This window comes from Pseudidiomarina tainanensis, from assembly GCF_004214835.1.
In the GTDB taxonomy this organism is placed as follows: domain Bacteria; phylum Pseudomonadota; class Gammaproteobacteria; order Enterobacterales; family Alteromonadaceae; genus Pseudidiomarina; species Pseudidiomarina tainanensis.
Map to the genome: position 1 here is coordinate 163,091 of NZ_PIQJ01000002.1, position 14,391 is coordinate 177,481.

15 protein-coding genes are annotated in these 14,391 nt (G+C 48.2%); 7 read left to right on the plus strand and 8 right to left on the minus strand.

Annotated elements, in window-relative coordinates:
- Position 1 precedes the first annotated feature (1 nt).
- Positions 2 to 1,045 carry a GGDEF domain-containing protein gene (locus CWI82_RS09330; protein WP_130203331.1) on the minus strand — a complete coding sequence of 348 codons (1,044 nt, stop codon included), beginning with the start codon at positions 1,043 to 1,045 and terminating at the stop codon, positions 2 to 4.
- Between the two features lie 135 nt (positions 1,046 to 1,180).
- On the opposite strand from CWI82_RS09330, the gene CWI82_RS09335 reads away from it, so the two are divergent.
- Positions 1,181 to 1,984, plus strand: a complete 804-nt coding sequence (locus tag CWI82_RS09335) for a GNAT family N-acetyltransferase (RefSeq protein WP_199286261.1) — start codon at positions 1,181 to 1,183, stop codon at positions 1,982 to 1,984.
- Here CWI82_RS09335 and CWI82_RS09340 read toward each other — a convergent pair.
- The 3 genes from CWI82_RS09340 to CWI82_RS09350 all read right to left on the minus strand — a co-directional run bounded on the left by CWI82_RS09340 (position 1,974) and on the right by CWI82_RS09350 (position 7,201).
- A complete protein-coding gene (locus CWI82_RS09340) occupies positions 1,974 to 3,170 on the minus strand; it encodes an alkaline phosphatase family protein (RefSeq protein ID WP_130203332.1) in 1,197 nt (398 codons plus the stop codon). The genes CWI82_RS09335 and CWI82_RS09340 overlap by 11 nt on opposite strands.
- Positions 3,171 to 3,278: 108 nt before the next feature.
- Positions 3,279 to 5,696, minus strand: a complete 2,418-nt coding sequence (locus CWI82_RS09345; RefSeq protein ID WP_130203333.1) for a YbcC family protein — start codon at positions 5,694 to 5,696, stop codon at positions 3,279 to 3,281.
- Entirely contained in the window at positions 5,693 to 7,201 is a 1,509-nt protein-coding gene (locus CWI82_RS09350) for an NADH-quinone oxidoreductase subunit L (RefSeq protein ID WP_165383914.1), read from the minus strand. Before CWI82_RS09350 ends, CWI82_RS09345 begins: the two co-directional genes overlap by 4 nt.
- Before the next feature lie 157 nt (positions 7,202 to 7,358).
- Here CWI82_RS09350 and CWI82_RS09355 point away from each other — a divergent pair, with 157 nt between their 5' ends.
- Positions 7,359 to 8,228, plus strand: coding sequence for a LysR family transcriptional regulator (locus CWI82_RS09355; RefSeq protein WP_092857245.1), 870 nt, complete (start codon positions 7,359 to 7,361; stop codon positions 8,226 to 8,228).
- 53 nt (positions 8,229 to 8,281) lie between these two features.
- Here the strand turns inward: CWI82_RS09355 and CWI82_RS09360 are convergent, their stop codons facing one another.
- Positions 8,282 to 10,222, minus strand: a complete 1,941-nt coding sequence (locus CWI82_RS09360) for an alpha/beta fold hydrolase (protein ID WP_130203335.1) — start codon at positions 10,220 to 10,222, stop codon at positions 8,282 to 8,284.
- Positions 10,223 to 10,407: 185 nt separating this feature from the next.
- Between CWI82_RS09360 and CWI82_RS09365 the strand changes: the two genes are divergently transcribed.
- Genes CWI82_RS09365 through CWI82_RS09380 form a run of 4 tightly spaced genes read left to right on the plus strand, consistent with a single transcriptional unit; the run spans position 10,408 to position 12,556 of the window.
- Positions 10,408 to 10,872 carry a mobile mystery protein A gene (locus tag CWI82_RS09365; RefSeq protein WP_130203336.1) on the plus strand — a complete coding sequence of 155 codons (465 nt, stop codon included), beginning with the start codon at positions 10,408 to 10,410 and terminating at the stop codon, positions 10,870 to 10,872.
- A 12-nt stretch (positions 10,873 to 10,884) separates the two neighbouring features.
- Positions 10,885 to 11,472: a mobile mystery protein B gene (locus CWI82_RS09370; RefSeq protein ID WP_130203337.1), complete on the plus strand. Its 588-nt coding sequence runs from the start codon at positions 10,885 to 10,887 to the stop codon at positions 11,470 to 11,472.
- Positions 11,469 to 12,266 (plus strand): DODA-type extradiol aromatic ring-opening family dioxygenase, encoded by a 798-nt coding sequence (locus tag CWI82_RS09375; RefSeq protein ID WP_130203338.1) that lies wholly within the window; start codon positions 11,469 to 11,471, stop codon positions 12,264 to 12,266. Before CWI82_RS09370 ends, CWI82_RS09375 begins: the two co-directional genes overlap by 4 nt.
- A gap of 11 nt (positions 12,267 to 12,277) precedes the next feature.
- On the plus strand, positions 12,278 to 12,556 hold the full coding sequence (locus tag CWI82_RS09380; RefSeq protein WP_092857255.1) for a peptidylprolyl isomerase: 279 nt from the start codon (positions 12,278 to 12,280) through the stop codon (positions 12,554 to 12,556).
- A 17-nt stretch (positions 12,557 to 12,573) separates the two neighbouring features.
- Here CWI82_RS09380 and CWI82_RS09385 read toward each other — a convergent pair whose 3' ends face one another.
- Positions 12,574 to 13,077 carry a YbjN domain-containing protein gene (locus CWI82_RS09385; RefSeq protein WP_233340249.1) on the minus strand — a complete coding sequence of 168 codons (504 nt, stop codon included), beginning with the start codon at positions 13,075 to 13,077 and terminating at the stop codon, positions 12,574 to 12,576.
- Between the two features lie 151 nt (positions 13,078 to 13,228).
- Between CWI82_RS09385 and CWI82_RS09390 the strand changes: the two genes are divergently transcribed.
- Entirely contained in the window at positions 13,229 to 13,669 is a 441-nt protein-coding gene (locus tag CWI82_RS09390) for a VOC family protein (RefSeq protein WP_233340241.1), read from the plus strand.
- Between the two features lie 11 nt (positions 13,670 to 13,680).
- Here CWI82_RS09390 and CWI82_RS09395 read toward each other — a convergent pair whose 3' ends face one another.
- Both CWI82_RS09395 and CWI82_RS09400 read right to left on the minus strand, forming a co-directional pair.
- On the minus strand, positions 13,681 to 13,926 hold the full coding sequence (locus CWI82_RS09395) for a DUF1653 domain-containing protein (RefSeq protein ID WP_092857261.1): 246 nt from the start codon (positions 13,924 to 13,926) through the stop codon (positions 13,681 to 13,683).
- Entirely contained in the window at positions 13,923 to 14,372 is a 450-nt protein-coding gene (locus tag CWI82_RS09400; protein ID WP_130203340.1) for a YaiI/YqxD family protein, read from the minus strand. The genes CWI82_RS09395 and CWI82_RS09400 overlap by 4 nt, the downstream gene beginning before the upstream one ends.
- Positions 14,373 to 14,391 lie beyond the last annotated feature (19 nt).

Consider the following 14,391-nt stretch of genomic DNA (forward strand, 5'->3'; position numbering starts at 1 on the left):
TTCAAGAACCGCCAACAATTTGATTACGTCCGCCGCGCTTAGCGCGGTAAAGATTTTCATCCGCCGATGACAATAATCGATCAATCGAATCGGTCGCGCCGGGGCTATAGGTCGCAGCGCCAATGCTTACCGTAATATGAACATCTTTTTCGACAGCCTCGGCACGTATATTCTCAATAATACGCTGACCAAGCTGACCAACATGCTGTTGATCGGTATTTGGACAAATAACTAGAAACTCTTCGCCACCCCAGCGACCAACGGCATCCGTTTCACGCACAGTTTCACGTACAACGTCGCAGAGTCTGATTAAAACTTTATCGCCAACAAGGTGCCCGTACTTGTCATTCACCGCTTTAAAATGATCGACATCCAACAGCAGAATTGACACGGCTTGATGCGAGCGATTCGCTTGCGCAACAAGCGATTTGAGCGTGTTATCGAGGTGCAGACGGTTATAAACTTTCGTTAACGGGTCAGTAATCGCGGTTTTTTGTAATTGATCATAAGCTTCTTGCCGCGAGTTTTCATAAAAGCGAAACAAAAATACCTGCGCAGTCGCTACTTCAATAAAGTTAAAGAGTGCACCGAGGCCAAGATTAGCGGTGACTTGCTGTTGAATCAGCTGATATAGATACCAACTACAGTACACAAGAATGATTGCACTGACCCAAGAGCCATTGCGCCTACCTAAAAGGAAAAATGCAAATGGCGGTAAAATAGTAACCCACATGAGGGAGTAGTTTCGCCCTTCTGCCAAGTGGACGAAAGCTAACAAGACGGCGGCGATGGAAACAATAACCGCCCAACTCGCAACTTTAAAGTTTCCACCACGGCTCACAAAACGAAAAATAATCAGCGCAAGAACTAATCCGAGATAATCAAAAAAGGCAATTTCAGGGGCATAAAACAAGGTGATATTGAGCGTGCCAATAATGGCAAAATAGGCAATCATGATCAGCAAAATGCTGTAAATCAAAGAAACTTGTTTAAATCGAGGGTCTGCCGCATCAATATCAGGATGGTATTTATGCCAAAATTTCATAGCGCTACTTCGTTTGACTGTTTGAAATATCCTAGCGGTGTTTTTACCGAAATGGAATTAACTTTGTGAACAACTAGCTCAAAATGTTAATTCATGATTTTATAGCAATTGTATTGAATAAACTGCGGATGCATCATGAACCAAACAACCCAAGTTAAGTTGCTCAGAAGTGCCATCATATTGGGCCTCACTCTTCTCGTTTGTGGACACATTGTGCTTGCCGTAACGTTTGCCAGTGACGACATCGGCCATCAAGGATTTATCTTAGGTGCTGCGCTCAGTGCTTTTGGCGTAGTGCTGTCATTACCAACAAAAATTTACCTTACGTTGTTACTGATGGAGCACGAAGAAAAAACCAACCCTAATTTTACCCGTTCAGCAGATGGTCAAGCGAGTCGAGGCGTGTCGGTAGCACATATTCGTACAGCAACTGAAGAAGATGCCGCGCGCCTATCGGACCTAGCGCGACAGACCTTTATCGATACGTTTGCTGACGATAACAGTGAAGAAAATATGCGCTTGCACTGCGAGGCGACCTACAGTGAAGCGCTACAGCTGGCTGAAATTAAAGACCCCAACCGGTTAACCTTACTCGCGACACATGAATGGCACCTGATTGGTTTTGTTCAACTGCGTTGGGGCAATACACCCGATTGTGTTGAGGCAAATTCAGCGGGCGAGCTACAACGCTTGTATGTGGATAAGGATTGGCACGGCAAGGGCGTGGCACAAGATTTGATGCAAGCCGCTATGACTGCCATGCAGCGTAAAGGTAACGACGTGATATGGCTTGGGGTTTGGGAGCATAACCCACGGGCCATCGCTTTTTATAAGAAAAATGGATTTGTTGAGGTTGGCTCGCATGTGTTCCCGCTGGGGAATGACCCCCAGCGGGATATCATTATGATGAAATCGTTGGAGCCGAAAGCTACTGAATAATCGGTGCTAACACAGCAGCATCACCATCAATTTCTGTCATGATTTCAAGGCCAAGTAGCTTCGCCATAAACGGATAAATATGAATATTGCTGAAGCGCTTTAATTCTCCGCCCTGTTTAATCGCTGGGCCGGTTGCGATAAATAAACCATCCATGTCACGGCTGGAGTGAAAGCCGTGGGTGCCGCCATCTTTGCGCTGATCTTGTGGCCGTGTCGTAAACGTTGCGGGCGCTTGGGTGCCGAGCACAATCGCAGGTTTTCGCGGACCATCGGTGACGCCAAGTTGCGTCAGTTGTTGCTCTGATTCAACAACAAACTGAGCGGTTTGTTGCATCAATCGTTGTTTGAGCTCTTGTGTCTGTTGCTCAGTCGTCTCTTCTTTTGGATAAATCATTAAACGCGTCTGCGCATTGACCACTTCAAATAGCTCTTCATTGATATTAAGCTCATTCACATCAATCATATCTTTCGCAGTAATCTGCGACATACCGTGGTCCGAGACCAAAATCAGATTCACCGACACGTCTGTTTCGTCATGAATGCGCTGCCACAACTCGCCAATAAGCTCATCCACGTGTTTCACAGCTTTTGCCACCTGATGTGATTCGGGCCCGAAGCGGTGCCCCATCGTGTCAACGATGGAGAAGTAGCCGGTAATCAGGCGCGGACGCGCAGCTTCAGGAAGCTTCAGCCATTGCACCATCTGATCCACGCGCTGGCGATTCGGTGTTGGCGTGCTGTAATTGAAGTAATAGCTTGGCGTACGACCATTGATGCGCGCTTCTGATTCCGGCCAGAAAAACGTCGCGGCTTTGACGCCCTGAAATTCGGCGAGGTTCCAAATTGGCAATGTGGTAAGCCAAGTGCTGTCTTTAACGCCATCGCCCATTTTATAGCGTTGTTGGCGTTCGGTGTCGTAAAAGTTGTTGTCGACAATGCCATGATTCGATGGATACTGGCCGGTCACAATTGAAAGGTGATTCGGGAATGTTTTGGATGGATAAACCGGCACCAAACCCTCACTACGAACCCCTTGCTCGGCAATTTTGGCAATGTTTGGCGCGCCATGAAGCTCAATATAATCGTGACGAAAACCGTCAATTGAAATCAACACCACCGTCTGCTCTTCTGCCGCCTGCACCTGCAGACAAGCCAATGCCAACAACACCCCAACTAGCTGTTTCATCTATGTTTCTCGCCTAATTCTTGCCTAAGTAATCATGCCGCGAGTTTACCACAGCTTTATGACATTGGTGTGTAGGAGGTGAGGTGCAGTCCTTGGACTGCACCTCTCTTAAAGCTTAAAACGCTGCGGCGGAGCACCGGGCTCGAGGAGTTGGAAAATATAGATCCAGTCATTCCCGATAAGTTGCTGAAGTATCTCGTGTTCCGCGACAATCGCGGCGATACGCTCCATTGGCGCATCGATATAAACGTTGAGGCGCAAAGGGTCATGACGATATTGCTGGCCATCGTGAATCGACTGCCAAGCCAAGCCAATACGAAGATCACCACCGTTACCTTCGAATACACCCAAACGGCCGCCTACTACGTTGTGCAAGGTTTTATTGCCGCTACCGAAGCGCAGGTTATCAACGGTTGAGCCGAAATACTGAAGGTTAATCCAATTCGTCACAATCATTGGCGCCGTCATAATTTGCGTCAAAACAGCACCATCAGTGTCGCGCTCAGGGTGATAGTCGTGCAAAAAGCTACGCCCTTCTAAACACAGCCCACGGGTACGTTCACGCGGCGCTATCACAAAAGCAGCATTGTTGGTTAAGCCCCACTCTGGGCGAGTTTGCGACCAGTCATAAGCGCGGCGCACAAATGCTGCACGGCGTTTCTCAAGGCTCGCCTCAACCAGCTCCAACCCTAAACTCGGCGCGCGCTCTAAACGCGCCGCATCGCTCGCGCGCGCCAAATACAACTCGATTTTCGCAAGCTGCGATTGCCAGCTGGCAGGAACCGAATCAGCATCATACAACGTGACATCTTCGGTGGTTGTGTTGTGCAATGCGGCAATGAAGTACGTGGTTTTCGGAATCTCAATGCCGCGCTCTGCTAAGCCGCGACGAATATCTTTATGATTCAGCAATTGCGCCAGCGCACGCGCGTTGACTTCACCGCTTTGGCCGCAACATGCACCGCAATCAAGCCCCGCCCGCTGCGGATTATTTTGGCTTGTACTACCGTGCCCAACCAACAGCACCAAGGGTGCAAAATCCTTCGTCAACCCCATACCGGTTAACACGCTGGCAGCAAGTGCAACGCGCTCCGACAGTACTTCGGCATCCACACTCAATGTCGGCCGCACCGAGCAACACGCTTGCTCCGACAAACCTAGCTTATCTAAACCGCTGCTATCTGCTTTGAAAAAGCTGGCTTTCAGCAATTTACCTAAATAACTCATGCCCAGCGTTTCAACTAAGCTGAACGATGATGCCGGGACGTTACTAAATGGCCATAAACTTGCTTTTTCTTGCAGTTTCACGCGGCGAATTTGCGCTAACGTTTTATCTTGTGTCGCATCACCGCTGCTATCGGTGACATTTAAACTGGGCGCCAACAAACCGGGTAACTGGGCGCGGGTGCTGTGTGTACCAAGCGGCGTATAATCAATTGGTAAGCCGAAAAATCCAGCAAAACCACCGGTGCGCACACCATCGGACTGCGCCTCAAAATGGCGACGCAAGACTTCTGAGCGCACATCAATACAAAAATACGCTTGCACTTCTGGTGCTTCTGAAACCGCCGCAGGCTTCTGCATCAACACCTGCGCCAGCTGTTCTTGATAGGCGAATTCATGTGCCCGTTGCCAGACTAAAAGTTTGCTGCGCGACAACGAATCATAATCGCCAATTTTATCCCACAGCGCGCGCCAGCGCTTCCACACACTGTCATCTTCGCGACCGCCGCTATCCACCAGCCATTCCCAGCTCGCTCGAATCGCTAATAGCTCCATCAATGTTGTATCCGACTCGCCACGCAGATTTGCTTGCCAAGCGCGATAAGCACACGCCGAGGCCCAGCCACTCACCCGCATCAGCACCGTTTCCAGCCACAAATCCCATTGCTCGGGCGGAATATCCAATGGCTGTAGTACCTGCGTCAATTGCTCAATAGGGTCGCTATGCATGGCATCGGCGCGGGCAATCAAATCATCGCTATGCATCAACACGCGCACGCTTCGATCATGACGTACTTCGTTGAGCCAACTCGCGTACAGCGGTGCATCTTTATGCGGATGCCACGCCGCCTGGTATTCATCAAAATAGGCCGCACAAAACTGCGATACCTGAAACGTGACCGTTTCGTGCCAACCCGGCTCGTGATTCAAATCACGCGTCTTGTCGTAACAATCACTCAATAACGGTAACGCCAATGGCTTGTAATTCTTGCCGCCAACAAAACTCACTAGGTGCGTCATTGAATGCTCAGAAGCCAGTTCGTCCATCGCCTGCTGCAAATGCGATTCTTGAATCACGCCGTCTTGCCATAATTGCGCATAATAGTCATTGCGCATCGACAAAGGTGATGCCGCTGTCAGCTCGAGTAATTTCGCCGCTTTCGAAAACGACTGATGCGAGCGCCCCCAATATGGGTTCACCGCAATCATCTGATCTAATGGCCAAGCCGGCGCAATGTGCGCGCACGCAGCCGCGACAGCAGCTTCAACTTGAGTGCGTAAATCTTGCTGCGCCTGACTCATGAAATAACCTCCTTCGAAGCATCTGTCTGCGCCGGCGGTAGCGGCCAAATTTTAAACGTGATTAAGGTGAAACGTTCGTCGAGGTAAAAGCCATTGTAGGCCCACGGATACAAGCGTCGCGACCATTTGTGCTGTGGATAGAGTTGTACTAGCAACTGAAGACCAAACAGCGCAACAAACACCAACGCCACCCAAATCACTAGCGCAAGATGCGGATCGCCATGGCTCGGCACGGCGGCGGCAAACAGTAAATGCCAGATAAAATAGAGTTGGGTGAGCAACAACACGCGAAGCAATCCGAGGCGAAACAACGCGCCGCTCATATCACGTTGCGGCCATAACAGCGGTGCAAAACCGATGGTTAAAATGATCAGAGCGACCCAACTGACATGAAATTCTGGCAGCACCCATTGCCAAACCACCAATGACAGGCCGATGACCGCGGCGCTGACAAACGGACTCAATAAATAAAGGTGTTTACGTGTGACACTATAAGTCGGCTCCAGTAACCGTTGCAGGCGCGCTTGCTCGACAGCCTCGCCTGCACTTAAAAACGCATAAGCCTTATAAAGCGAATGGGCAACTAAATGCAGTAGCGCCAGCTCGTACAAACCAAGGCCGATTTCCATCAGCATGAAGCCCATTTGTGCGCAGGTCGACCAAGCCAAACGTACTTTGATACTGATGCGCGTGAGCATCACCATGGCCGCTAACGCCGCTGACAAACTACCCACCACCACTAATAACGTCTGCGCAATATCACTTAACGCCAACAAGGGTGCCATACGCAATAAAACAAAACCGGAAAGATTCACAACGCCAGCATGCAATAACGCAGAAATAGGCGTGGGTGCCTCCATCACTTGAATCAGCCAGCCATGTAGTGGTAGCTGCGCGGTTTTTAAAATCGCCGCCAAGGCAACCAGCACCATGGTAAGCTCAAGCCACACAGAAAGTTCAGATTGTCCCGCCGCATGGGCGTTAATATCCGCAAGATTCAGCGAGCCCACATCGATATAAGTTAACGCTACCGCCATCAATAGCAGCACATCAGCAAGGCGGCTGATTATGAATTTCTTGTGCGAAACAATTTGCGCGGCGCGGCGCTGATGATAGAACAACAACAGCTTATGTAGCCCTACGCTAGTCAAAGACCAACCGAGCAACATCAGTAGTAAGTGGTCACTTACCACAATCAAACCAACATTGGCGAGGGTAAATAAAGTGAACTGTATGAACATGATTTGGTTGGGTTCACCCTGCAAATAGTGCTTGGCAAAGCGTGTGACTACCCAACCTAAAACGGCAACAAGAACAATCACGACCAGCCCGACCCGATCAGCCGGCGCCGCACTAAACGTTGAAAACAAGACCAACATCAACGCGCACAACAATGCGCTCAGCGAGGTGAGCTTGGCAACTTGCCATAGCATTTTTGGCGGCGCGACCAAACTGGTCAGCCACCCAATCAACCAAACTGCTGCAAAAGGCCAAGTTTCAAGCATGTGGAGCATCCATATGAACTAACTAGTGTTAGGGTAGTGCGCATGTTGCCAAAAAGCATACCTTCAGTAAAATAGATATAAAATATATAATCGTTCTGTTTTATAGAACGTAGTACTATTCAATGTACCAATCAACGGCCACTGAGGTGCTCCGACCATGCGTGAATTGAACTTTCATCACCTTTTTTATTTTTGGACGGTCGCCAAAGAAGGCCACTTAACTCGCGCCGCACAGCAGTTGCATGTATCGCAATCGGCCCTCTCCTCGCAAATTAAGCAATTGGAAGAGCGCCTTGGCCAAGATCTATTTGTGCGTGAAGGCCGCAGCCTTAAACTTACTGAATTCGGACATGTGGTGCTCAACTATGCCGAGCGGATTTTTAATTTAAGCCAAGAAATGATGTCGATGGTCGAGCGTGGTGATACTCACGTTGTCCAAACCTTTCGGGTGGGCGCAGTCGCCACGCTTTCTCGTAACTTCCAAGAAAACTTCCTAAGGCCTATTCTGGGTAATCCAAACATCCAGCTGACGTTACTTTCAGCGAGCCTTGAGCAGTTGCTTGAACAACTTAGTATGCACAAACTCGATTTAATTCTCTCTAACCGAGCGGTTGCCTCTGATTTCCATTTGCCGATTCGCTGTCAGTGCGTCGCCCAACAGAGCGTCAGCCTGATTGGACCCAACACGGACGCATTAAAGGGTAAAGAATTCCCGCGAGATTTAGACAAAGTGCCGGTGTTGGTACCGGGCGTGAGTAGTGATATTCGCACCCAATTCGACATGTATTGTGAAGAGAACAATCTACAAATTACACCCTATGCCGAAGTTGACGATATGGCTATGTTGCGGGTTATGTCGCGAAGTATTCAAGGCGTGACCGTGGTTCCCGAGGTTGTCGTGCAGGACGAGCTTCGAGCCGGAGTTTTGAAAAAATACTGCACGCTGGAAGGAGTGGTCGAGAAATTCTATGCCATCACCGCCAAACGTGAATTTGAATCGACCTTGATCAATACGCTCTTAAATTAAAAAAATGCCGCGCCCGCTAAACGCATAGCTAGCGCGGCATCATGAACACCTTACTACTCAACTAAATAGGTATTTAGGAAGTTCAAATAAGCTTCCTGCGCCTCTATACGGTTTGCTTTCACGCTAAATCCGTGGCCTTCGTCATCGAATAAAACATACTCAACGGGCACTTTGTTAGCGCGAATCGCTGCCACCATTTCATCGCTTTCCACCTGCAGTACGCGCGGGTCGTTTGCACCCTGCACCACTAATACCGGCACTTTAATGTTATCCGCATGGAACAACGGCGAAATGCGGCGCAGGCGCTCACCATCAGTGGCTGGGTCACCCAGCTCGTCATATAACGACTGACGGAAGCTTTCCCACCATGGTGGGATACTTTCAAGTGTACGCACCCAGTTGGTGACACCGAAAATGTTAATACCCGCATCAAATTCATTGGTGAACGCCAGTGCCGCCATCGTTAAATAACCACCGTAACTGCCGCCCATAACGGCGATACGTTGCGGGTCCACCCAATCAAGAGTCTGCAAGTATTTCTTGGCGTAAACAATATCTTGCAAATCGTCTTCACCATGGCGCTGGTCATCGAGATGGAAGAAGGTTTTACCATAACCAGAAGAACCACGATTATTCACACCGAACATGGCATAACCATGATTCACAAGGTGTTGCACCATCGCGCTATAGCCTTGGCGCGTTTGCCCACCAGGCCCACCGTGAATAAAGATAACCGCTGGTACTCGATTCTCGGCACTGGCTTGATGTGGTTTATACAGCAACCCCGGAACCGTCAGCTCGTCAAAGCTTTCAAAACGTTCCACCGTGCTTTGGACAAGATGTTCCGGCTGCATCCCTTCAGCCAGCGTATTGGTCAACTGAACCACATTCTCGCTACCAACCTGCCAGAACATCAGATTGGACGGAGACACATCAGAATTGACATAGAATACTAATGTTTGTTCGTCGTCAGAAAAATTCACGCCGCGCAAATCACCCGGCGGATGCTCAGGCAACATCACTTCTTGACCCGTCGTCGTATCGATAATACTGAGTTCGGTGCGCGCATCCGCATTCACACCAACCACTTGGTACTTGCCAGAGTCAGAGAAATACAGGAACGATACATCCCAATCGGCGGCGAAGTGCTCGCTGTGCTCCTCTGAGGCGATATCGTACGCCCAAGCTTGATAAAACTCGCCGTGACCGTCGGTACCATAAATAAGTAGGTTGCTATCGTGCGTGAACGTGTAGGCATTATGCTGAATATTGCCATCTGTTGGGGTAATCAGCTTAGGCTCAACATTTTCCGCCTCTAAATCCACCAAGAATAAATCCGAATCGGCGTTCGAATTGGTTCGGCTTAACGCCAAATAACGCCCGTTGGGGCTAATCGCATCGACATTAAAGCCCGTATTATTTTCAAATACCATTTCACGGCTGTAATCTTCGGCGCTGTATTGATACACATCGAAGTAACGATTATCTCGCTCGTTGGTCATCACATAAAAATGCATGTCGTCTTCGTGCCAGCCACCGAACATGGCTTTTAAATTCTCGCCCGGCGTTAAATCTTGTGTGCTGCCATCTTCTAAACGCACATACACATGGTTGAGCTCATTACCGCCTTGGTCCGCGGTATACAGCATACGCCCGTCTTGCGGAAACCAGCTCACGCCCATCATGGCATCGGTGGTGGAGTTGGTCAGTTGCGTTGGTTCGCTACCATCTAACGGGTAACTGTATACATTAAAGATGCCGCTTTTATCGCTTGTCACCAGCACCGCCGTGCCATCGTGGTTAATCGACGAACCAAAGATGGTCTCGGTGTTAAAAAATGTCTCAGCGCTATAGGTTGGCACCGCCGGCGTTGCCGCTACTTGTTGTGTGGCTTCGGCGTCGGAAGCAGGCGCAGCCGGCTCAGGCTCCGGCTTACTGCAAGCAACCAGCAACACACTCGCGGCTATAATCGAAAGCATGGACGTCAATCGCATAACTCTATCCTATCGTTCGTTGTAGAAGACTACTCTCAAAGCCCTAGAAGTTTAGTTCACAATTAACATTCAACAAGAAATCACAACCAAGATTATTCATGAACACATATAAGTAACCTCTTTGTTGATTTATGAATACATTTGGATATACTTTAATAAGATAAATAACTACATATAGGTATTCAATGAGTATCAAAACTATCGTTTCTCAACAGTACAGAGACAAAATCAATCAATCAGCTAAGACGCTTGCCGACTTTCCAGAAATTCCTCCGGAAGGATGGTTAAAGACTGTACGCAAAGCTTTGCGGATGTCGGGGGCAGCTTTAGCCAACCGGCTTGGTGTTACGAAAGCTCGGATTCCAAAAGCTGAAAAAGATGAATTAAGTGGAAGTTTAACTCTCAAAACAATTCAGAATATAGCTGAGGCAATGAATTGTAAATTTGTATACGCCGTTATTCCTAATGATTCTGTAGATAGCATTATTCGACAGCAAGCTTTAAAAAAAGCCAAACAACAAGTCGAGGCTGCTGCTATTCATATGGCGCTAGAGGCTCAATCGCTGAATAATGAACAAACTGAATTCGAGATTGAACGAATTGCGAACGATCTTGTTCAAAAAATGCCACCAACCTTTTGGCGCGATTAAGGAATAGAACGAATGGATTATCCTGATGGAGCAACTCCACTTGATCCAGATGAGCTAAATGGACTTAAGTTTAAACACGTCACGACAAGGGGAGAACTCGATCAGCTTGAGCAAGCAAATATCATAGAAGGTTTAAATTGGCTGAGTAAACAAAAGTCTCCTGATGTTCTCGCTATCGAGTTTATTCTCCAACTTCATAAAGCGTTATTTGGTCAAATTTGGAGATGGGCGGGGGTATTTCGTACTTCCGAAAAAAATATAGGAGTAGACCCAATCACTATTTCTGTAAATCTAAGATTATTAATAGATGACACGGAATATTGGATTGAGCATGAAACCTTTGATCCACTTGAAATTGCAGCACGATTTCACCATCGGTTAGTGGCAATACATTTATTCGCTAATGGCAATGGTAGACATGCTCGAATCCTCACAGATGCATTATTAAAATACAAATTAAAGCATGCACCAATTGACTGGAGTGGTGGACACTCGTTGACTAAAATGAACGAACGTCGTTCAGAATATATTAAAGCACTTCGACTAGCAGATAGAGCCGATTACCAATCACTTTTAACTTTCATGGGAAGCGGTGAATGAAACACATACTATACATTGCGCACGGCGGCGGACCAATGCCGTTGCTGGGTGACAAAAGCCACGAAGATATGGTGACGAAGCTACGTGAAGCTGCCGGACAAATGCCAAAACCGAAGGCCATTTTAGTCATCAGTGCCCATTGGGAAACGGACATACCGCACGTGACAACCGCTACGAAGCCGGAACTCATTTACGATTACTACGGTTTTCCTCCAGAATCCTACACGATAGAATACCCCGCTCCCGGTGAACCAGCGTTAGCCGAGCAAGTATTGGGAGCAATTACTGCGGCCGGAATTGAGGCACAAGGTGATGCGCAGCGTGGCTTTGATCATGGTTTGTTTGTGCCGTTGAAACTCATGTATCCAGACGCCGACATTCCATGCGTGCAGTTGTCATTAATGAATCATTTAAACGCCGACGCCCATATTAAACTTGGGCAAGCGTTACAGGCACTCGACTACGACAATCTATTGATTCTTGGCTCTGGCTTCTCGTTTCATAATATGCGCGCATTTTTCGCACCGAATCATGCTGAAGCAGATAGCCAAAATGCCGCGTTTCAAGCATGGCTTGAACTTGTTTGTAGTGACCCAGAAATGGACGAGAAGCAGCGGCAACACATGCTCGAAAATTGGCAAGAAGCACCGCATGCACGGTTTTGCCATCCGCGTGAAGAGCACTTACTACCGTTGCACGTCTGTTATGGCGCAGCAGGTCGCGCATGTGATCGGGCCACCACCGTATACGCGTTGAATAAAGAATCACGTATGTTCTATTGGCAAATGAATTAAGGTAGGGAATCATGGCGCGCGCACACGCTTTGCACATATTGGTAAAAACCCGCGAAGAAGCGGAAGAATTAAAGAAACAGCTGGCGGCTGGCAAGAAGTTTGGTGACCTAGCGCGTCAGCACTCACTTTGCCCATCGGGCAAAAAAGGCGGCGATCTTGGTGAGTTTGGCCGCGGTCAAATGGTGCCGGCTTTCGATAAAGTGGTATTCGGCAAGCCGACGCTCGAAGTTCACGGGCCGGTAAAAACCAAATTCGGCTGGCACTTAATAAAAACTTTGTCGCGAAATTAAGCTATTTTTGGCGAAAATCAGTCGAATTTCGCCAAAAGTTCCTCAATATCATCGAGATCATCTTCAACATATTCTTTCACTAAACGATAGAATTCATCGGCGGCGTCCGCAATCGCTTCACAAACGCGCGCGACCGTTTTCGCACCGAGCTTTTGGTTATCTTCTTCAAGTGGCAAAGCATACACAAACAACACTTCGCCTTCATCGTCAACTGAGAAACTGCTGAACTTCACTTTGTTGTTGACGAGGTTGGCAATTTCAAGCAACTGCGTTTGAAAAATCGGTCGATAATCACCCGCTTTATTAAAATATAACTGCTCGAGAAAAAACGGCGCTTGCACAAAATAAGCAATTCGCCCCTCTTCGGCTAAACACACTTGAACTGCAATCCCGAAATTACCTTCATCATCAAAATAGTTTTGCGTAGCAACACCAACGAGCACGCGGTCGTCGGTATCTGGCGGCACCTGAAATGCAATACCATAACGCTCAAGATCTTGTATTAATTCACCAACTGTCATCGTCACGAACTGTCGTCCTTGTTTCGTTTGTAGTTACTTCATGAAACCACAATTAACTACGTTTTAAAACTTTCACGTTTGCTTCAGCTAGAGCTCAAAGATAATCGATGCTATACAGAGACATCTATTCAACTAAATAAAGAGAATGAAAATGAAAGATAAATTAGCGGTTTTCTTCGTTTGCCTTATGGTTTTTGGTGCAGTCGCAGCTGAACGTGAAAAAGTACTTGGCTTCGGCGGTGTGTTTTTCAAAGCTGAGAATCCAAAAGCTCTGGCGCTTTGGTATGAAGAACACCTCGGCGTAAAACAAACACCAACCACCTACGAAGAGCAGCCTTGGGTGCAAGCTGGCGGTAGCACTGTATTCGGCGTATTTAATGCAAAAACAAAGTATTTCGGTGCCGATGACCAGCAGTTTATGTTTAATTTTCGCGTGGCGGATTTAGATGCCATGGTTTCACAGTTGCGCGAGGCCGGTATAGAAGTTGAAGTTGACCCAGAAACCTACCCCAATGGCCGCTTCGCACGCCTTGCAGGTCCTGAAGGCAACCCGATTCAGTTATGGCAGGAAATGACGCCGGTTACGGATTAACCGGCGGCACATTATTCCGATATCTCCTGCTCGTCGCCCCATTCTTCGCCAAGGTATTTAAAGCGCGGTACTTCGAGGCCATCGACGCTGACCGACTGCAAGAACATGTCGTAGGGGCGTACCCACAAACCCTGTTCGTCGCCATACAGCGGTCGGTACAACACCATCCATTCTTCAGTTTCAGAATGGCGCACGGTATCGACGACCTCGTACATCGGGCCTTTATAGTGCTGATATTTACCTGGTGTGATTTTCATCGTGCACTCCTCGCCAGAATTTTGTCGAGCTCATTAGCAAACGCCATACGGTCGCGTTGATGCAACGGCGGTGGCCCGCCAGTATGCTCACCGCTACTACGCAACGTATCCATAAAATCACGCATGTTCAAACGGCTGCCAATATTTTCTTTGGTGAACAACTCGCCGCGCGGACTCAGCGCCTGCCCATGCTTTTTGATTACATCGGCGGCCAACGGAATATCCGCGGTGATCACCAAATCACCCGCTTCACAAACTTCGGCAATATAATTGTCTGCAACGTCAAAACCTGACGCCACCTGCTTGGTTTTTATCCATTTCGATGGCGGCACACGTAACGGCTGATTCGCCACCAGAATGAGTTCCAGCTGCTTGCGCTCGGCGGCACGGTAGAGAATGTCTTTTATGACCGACGGACAGGCGTCAGCATCAACATATATTTTCATCAAGCTTTCGTTATTTTCA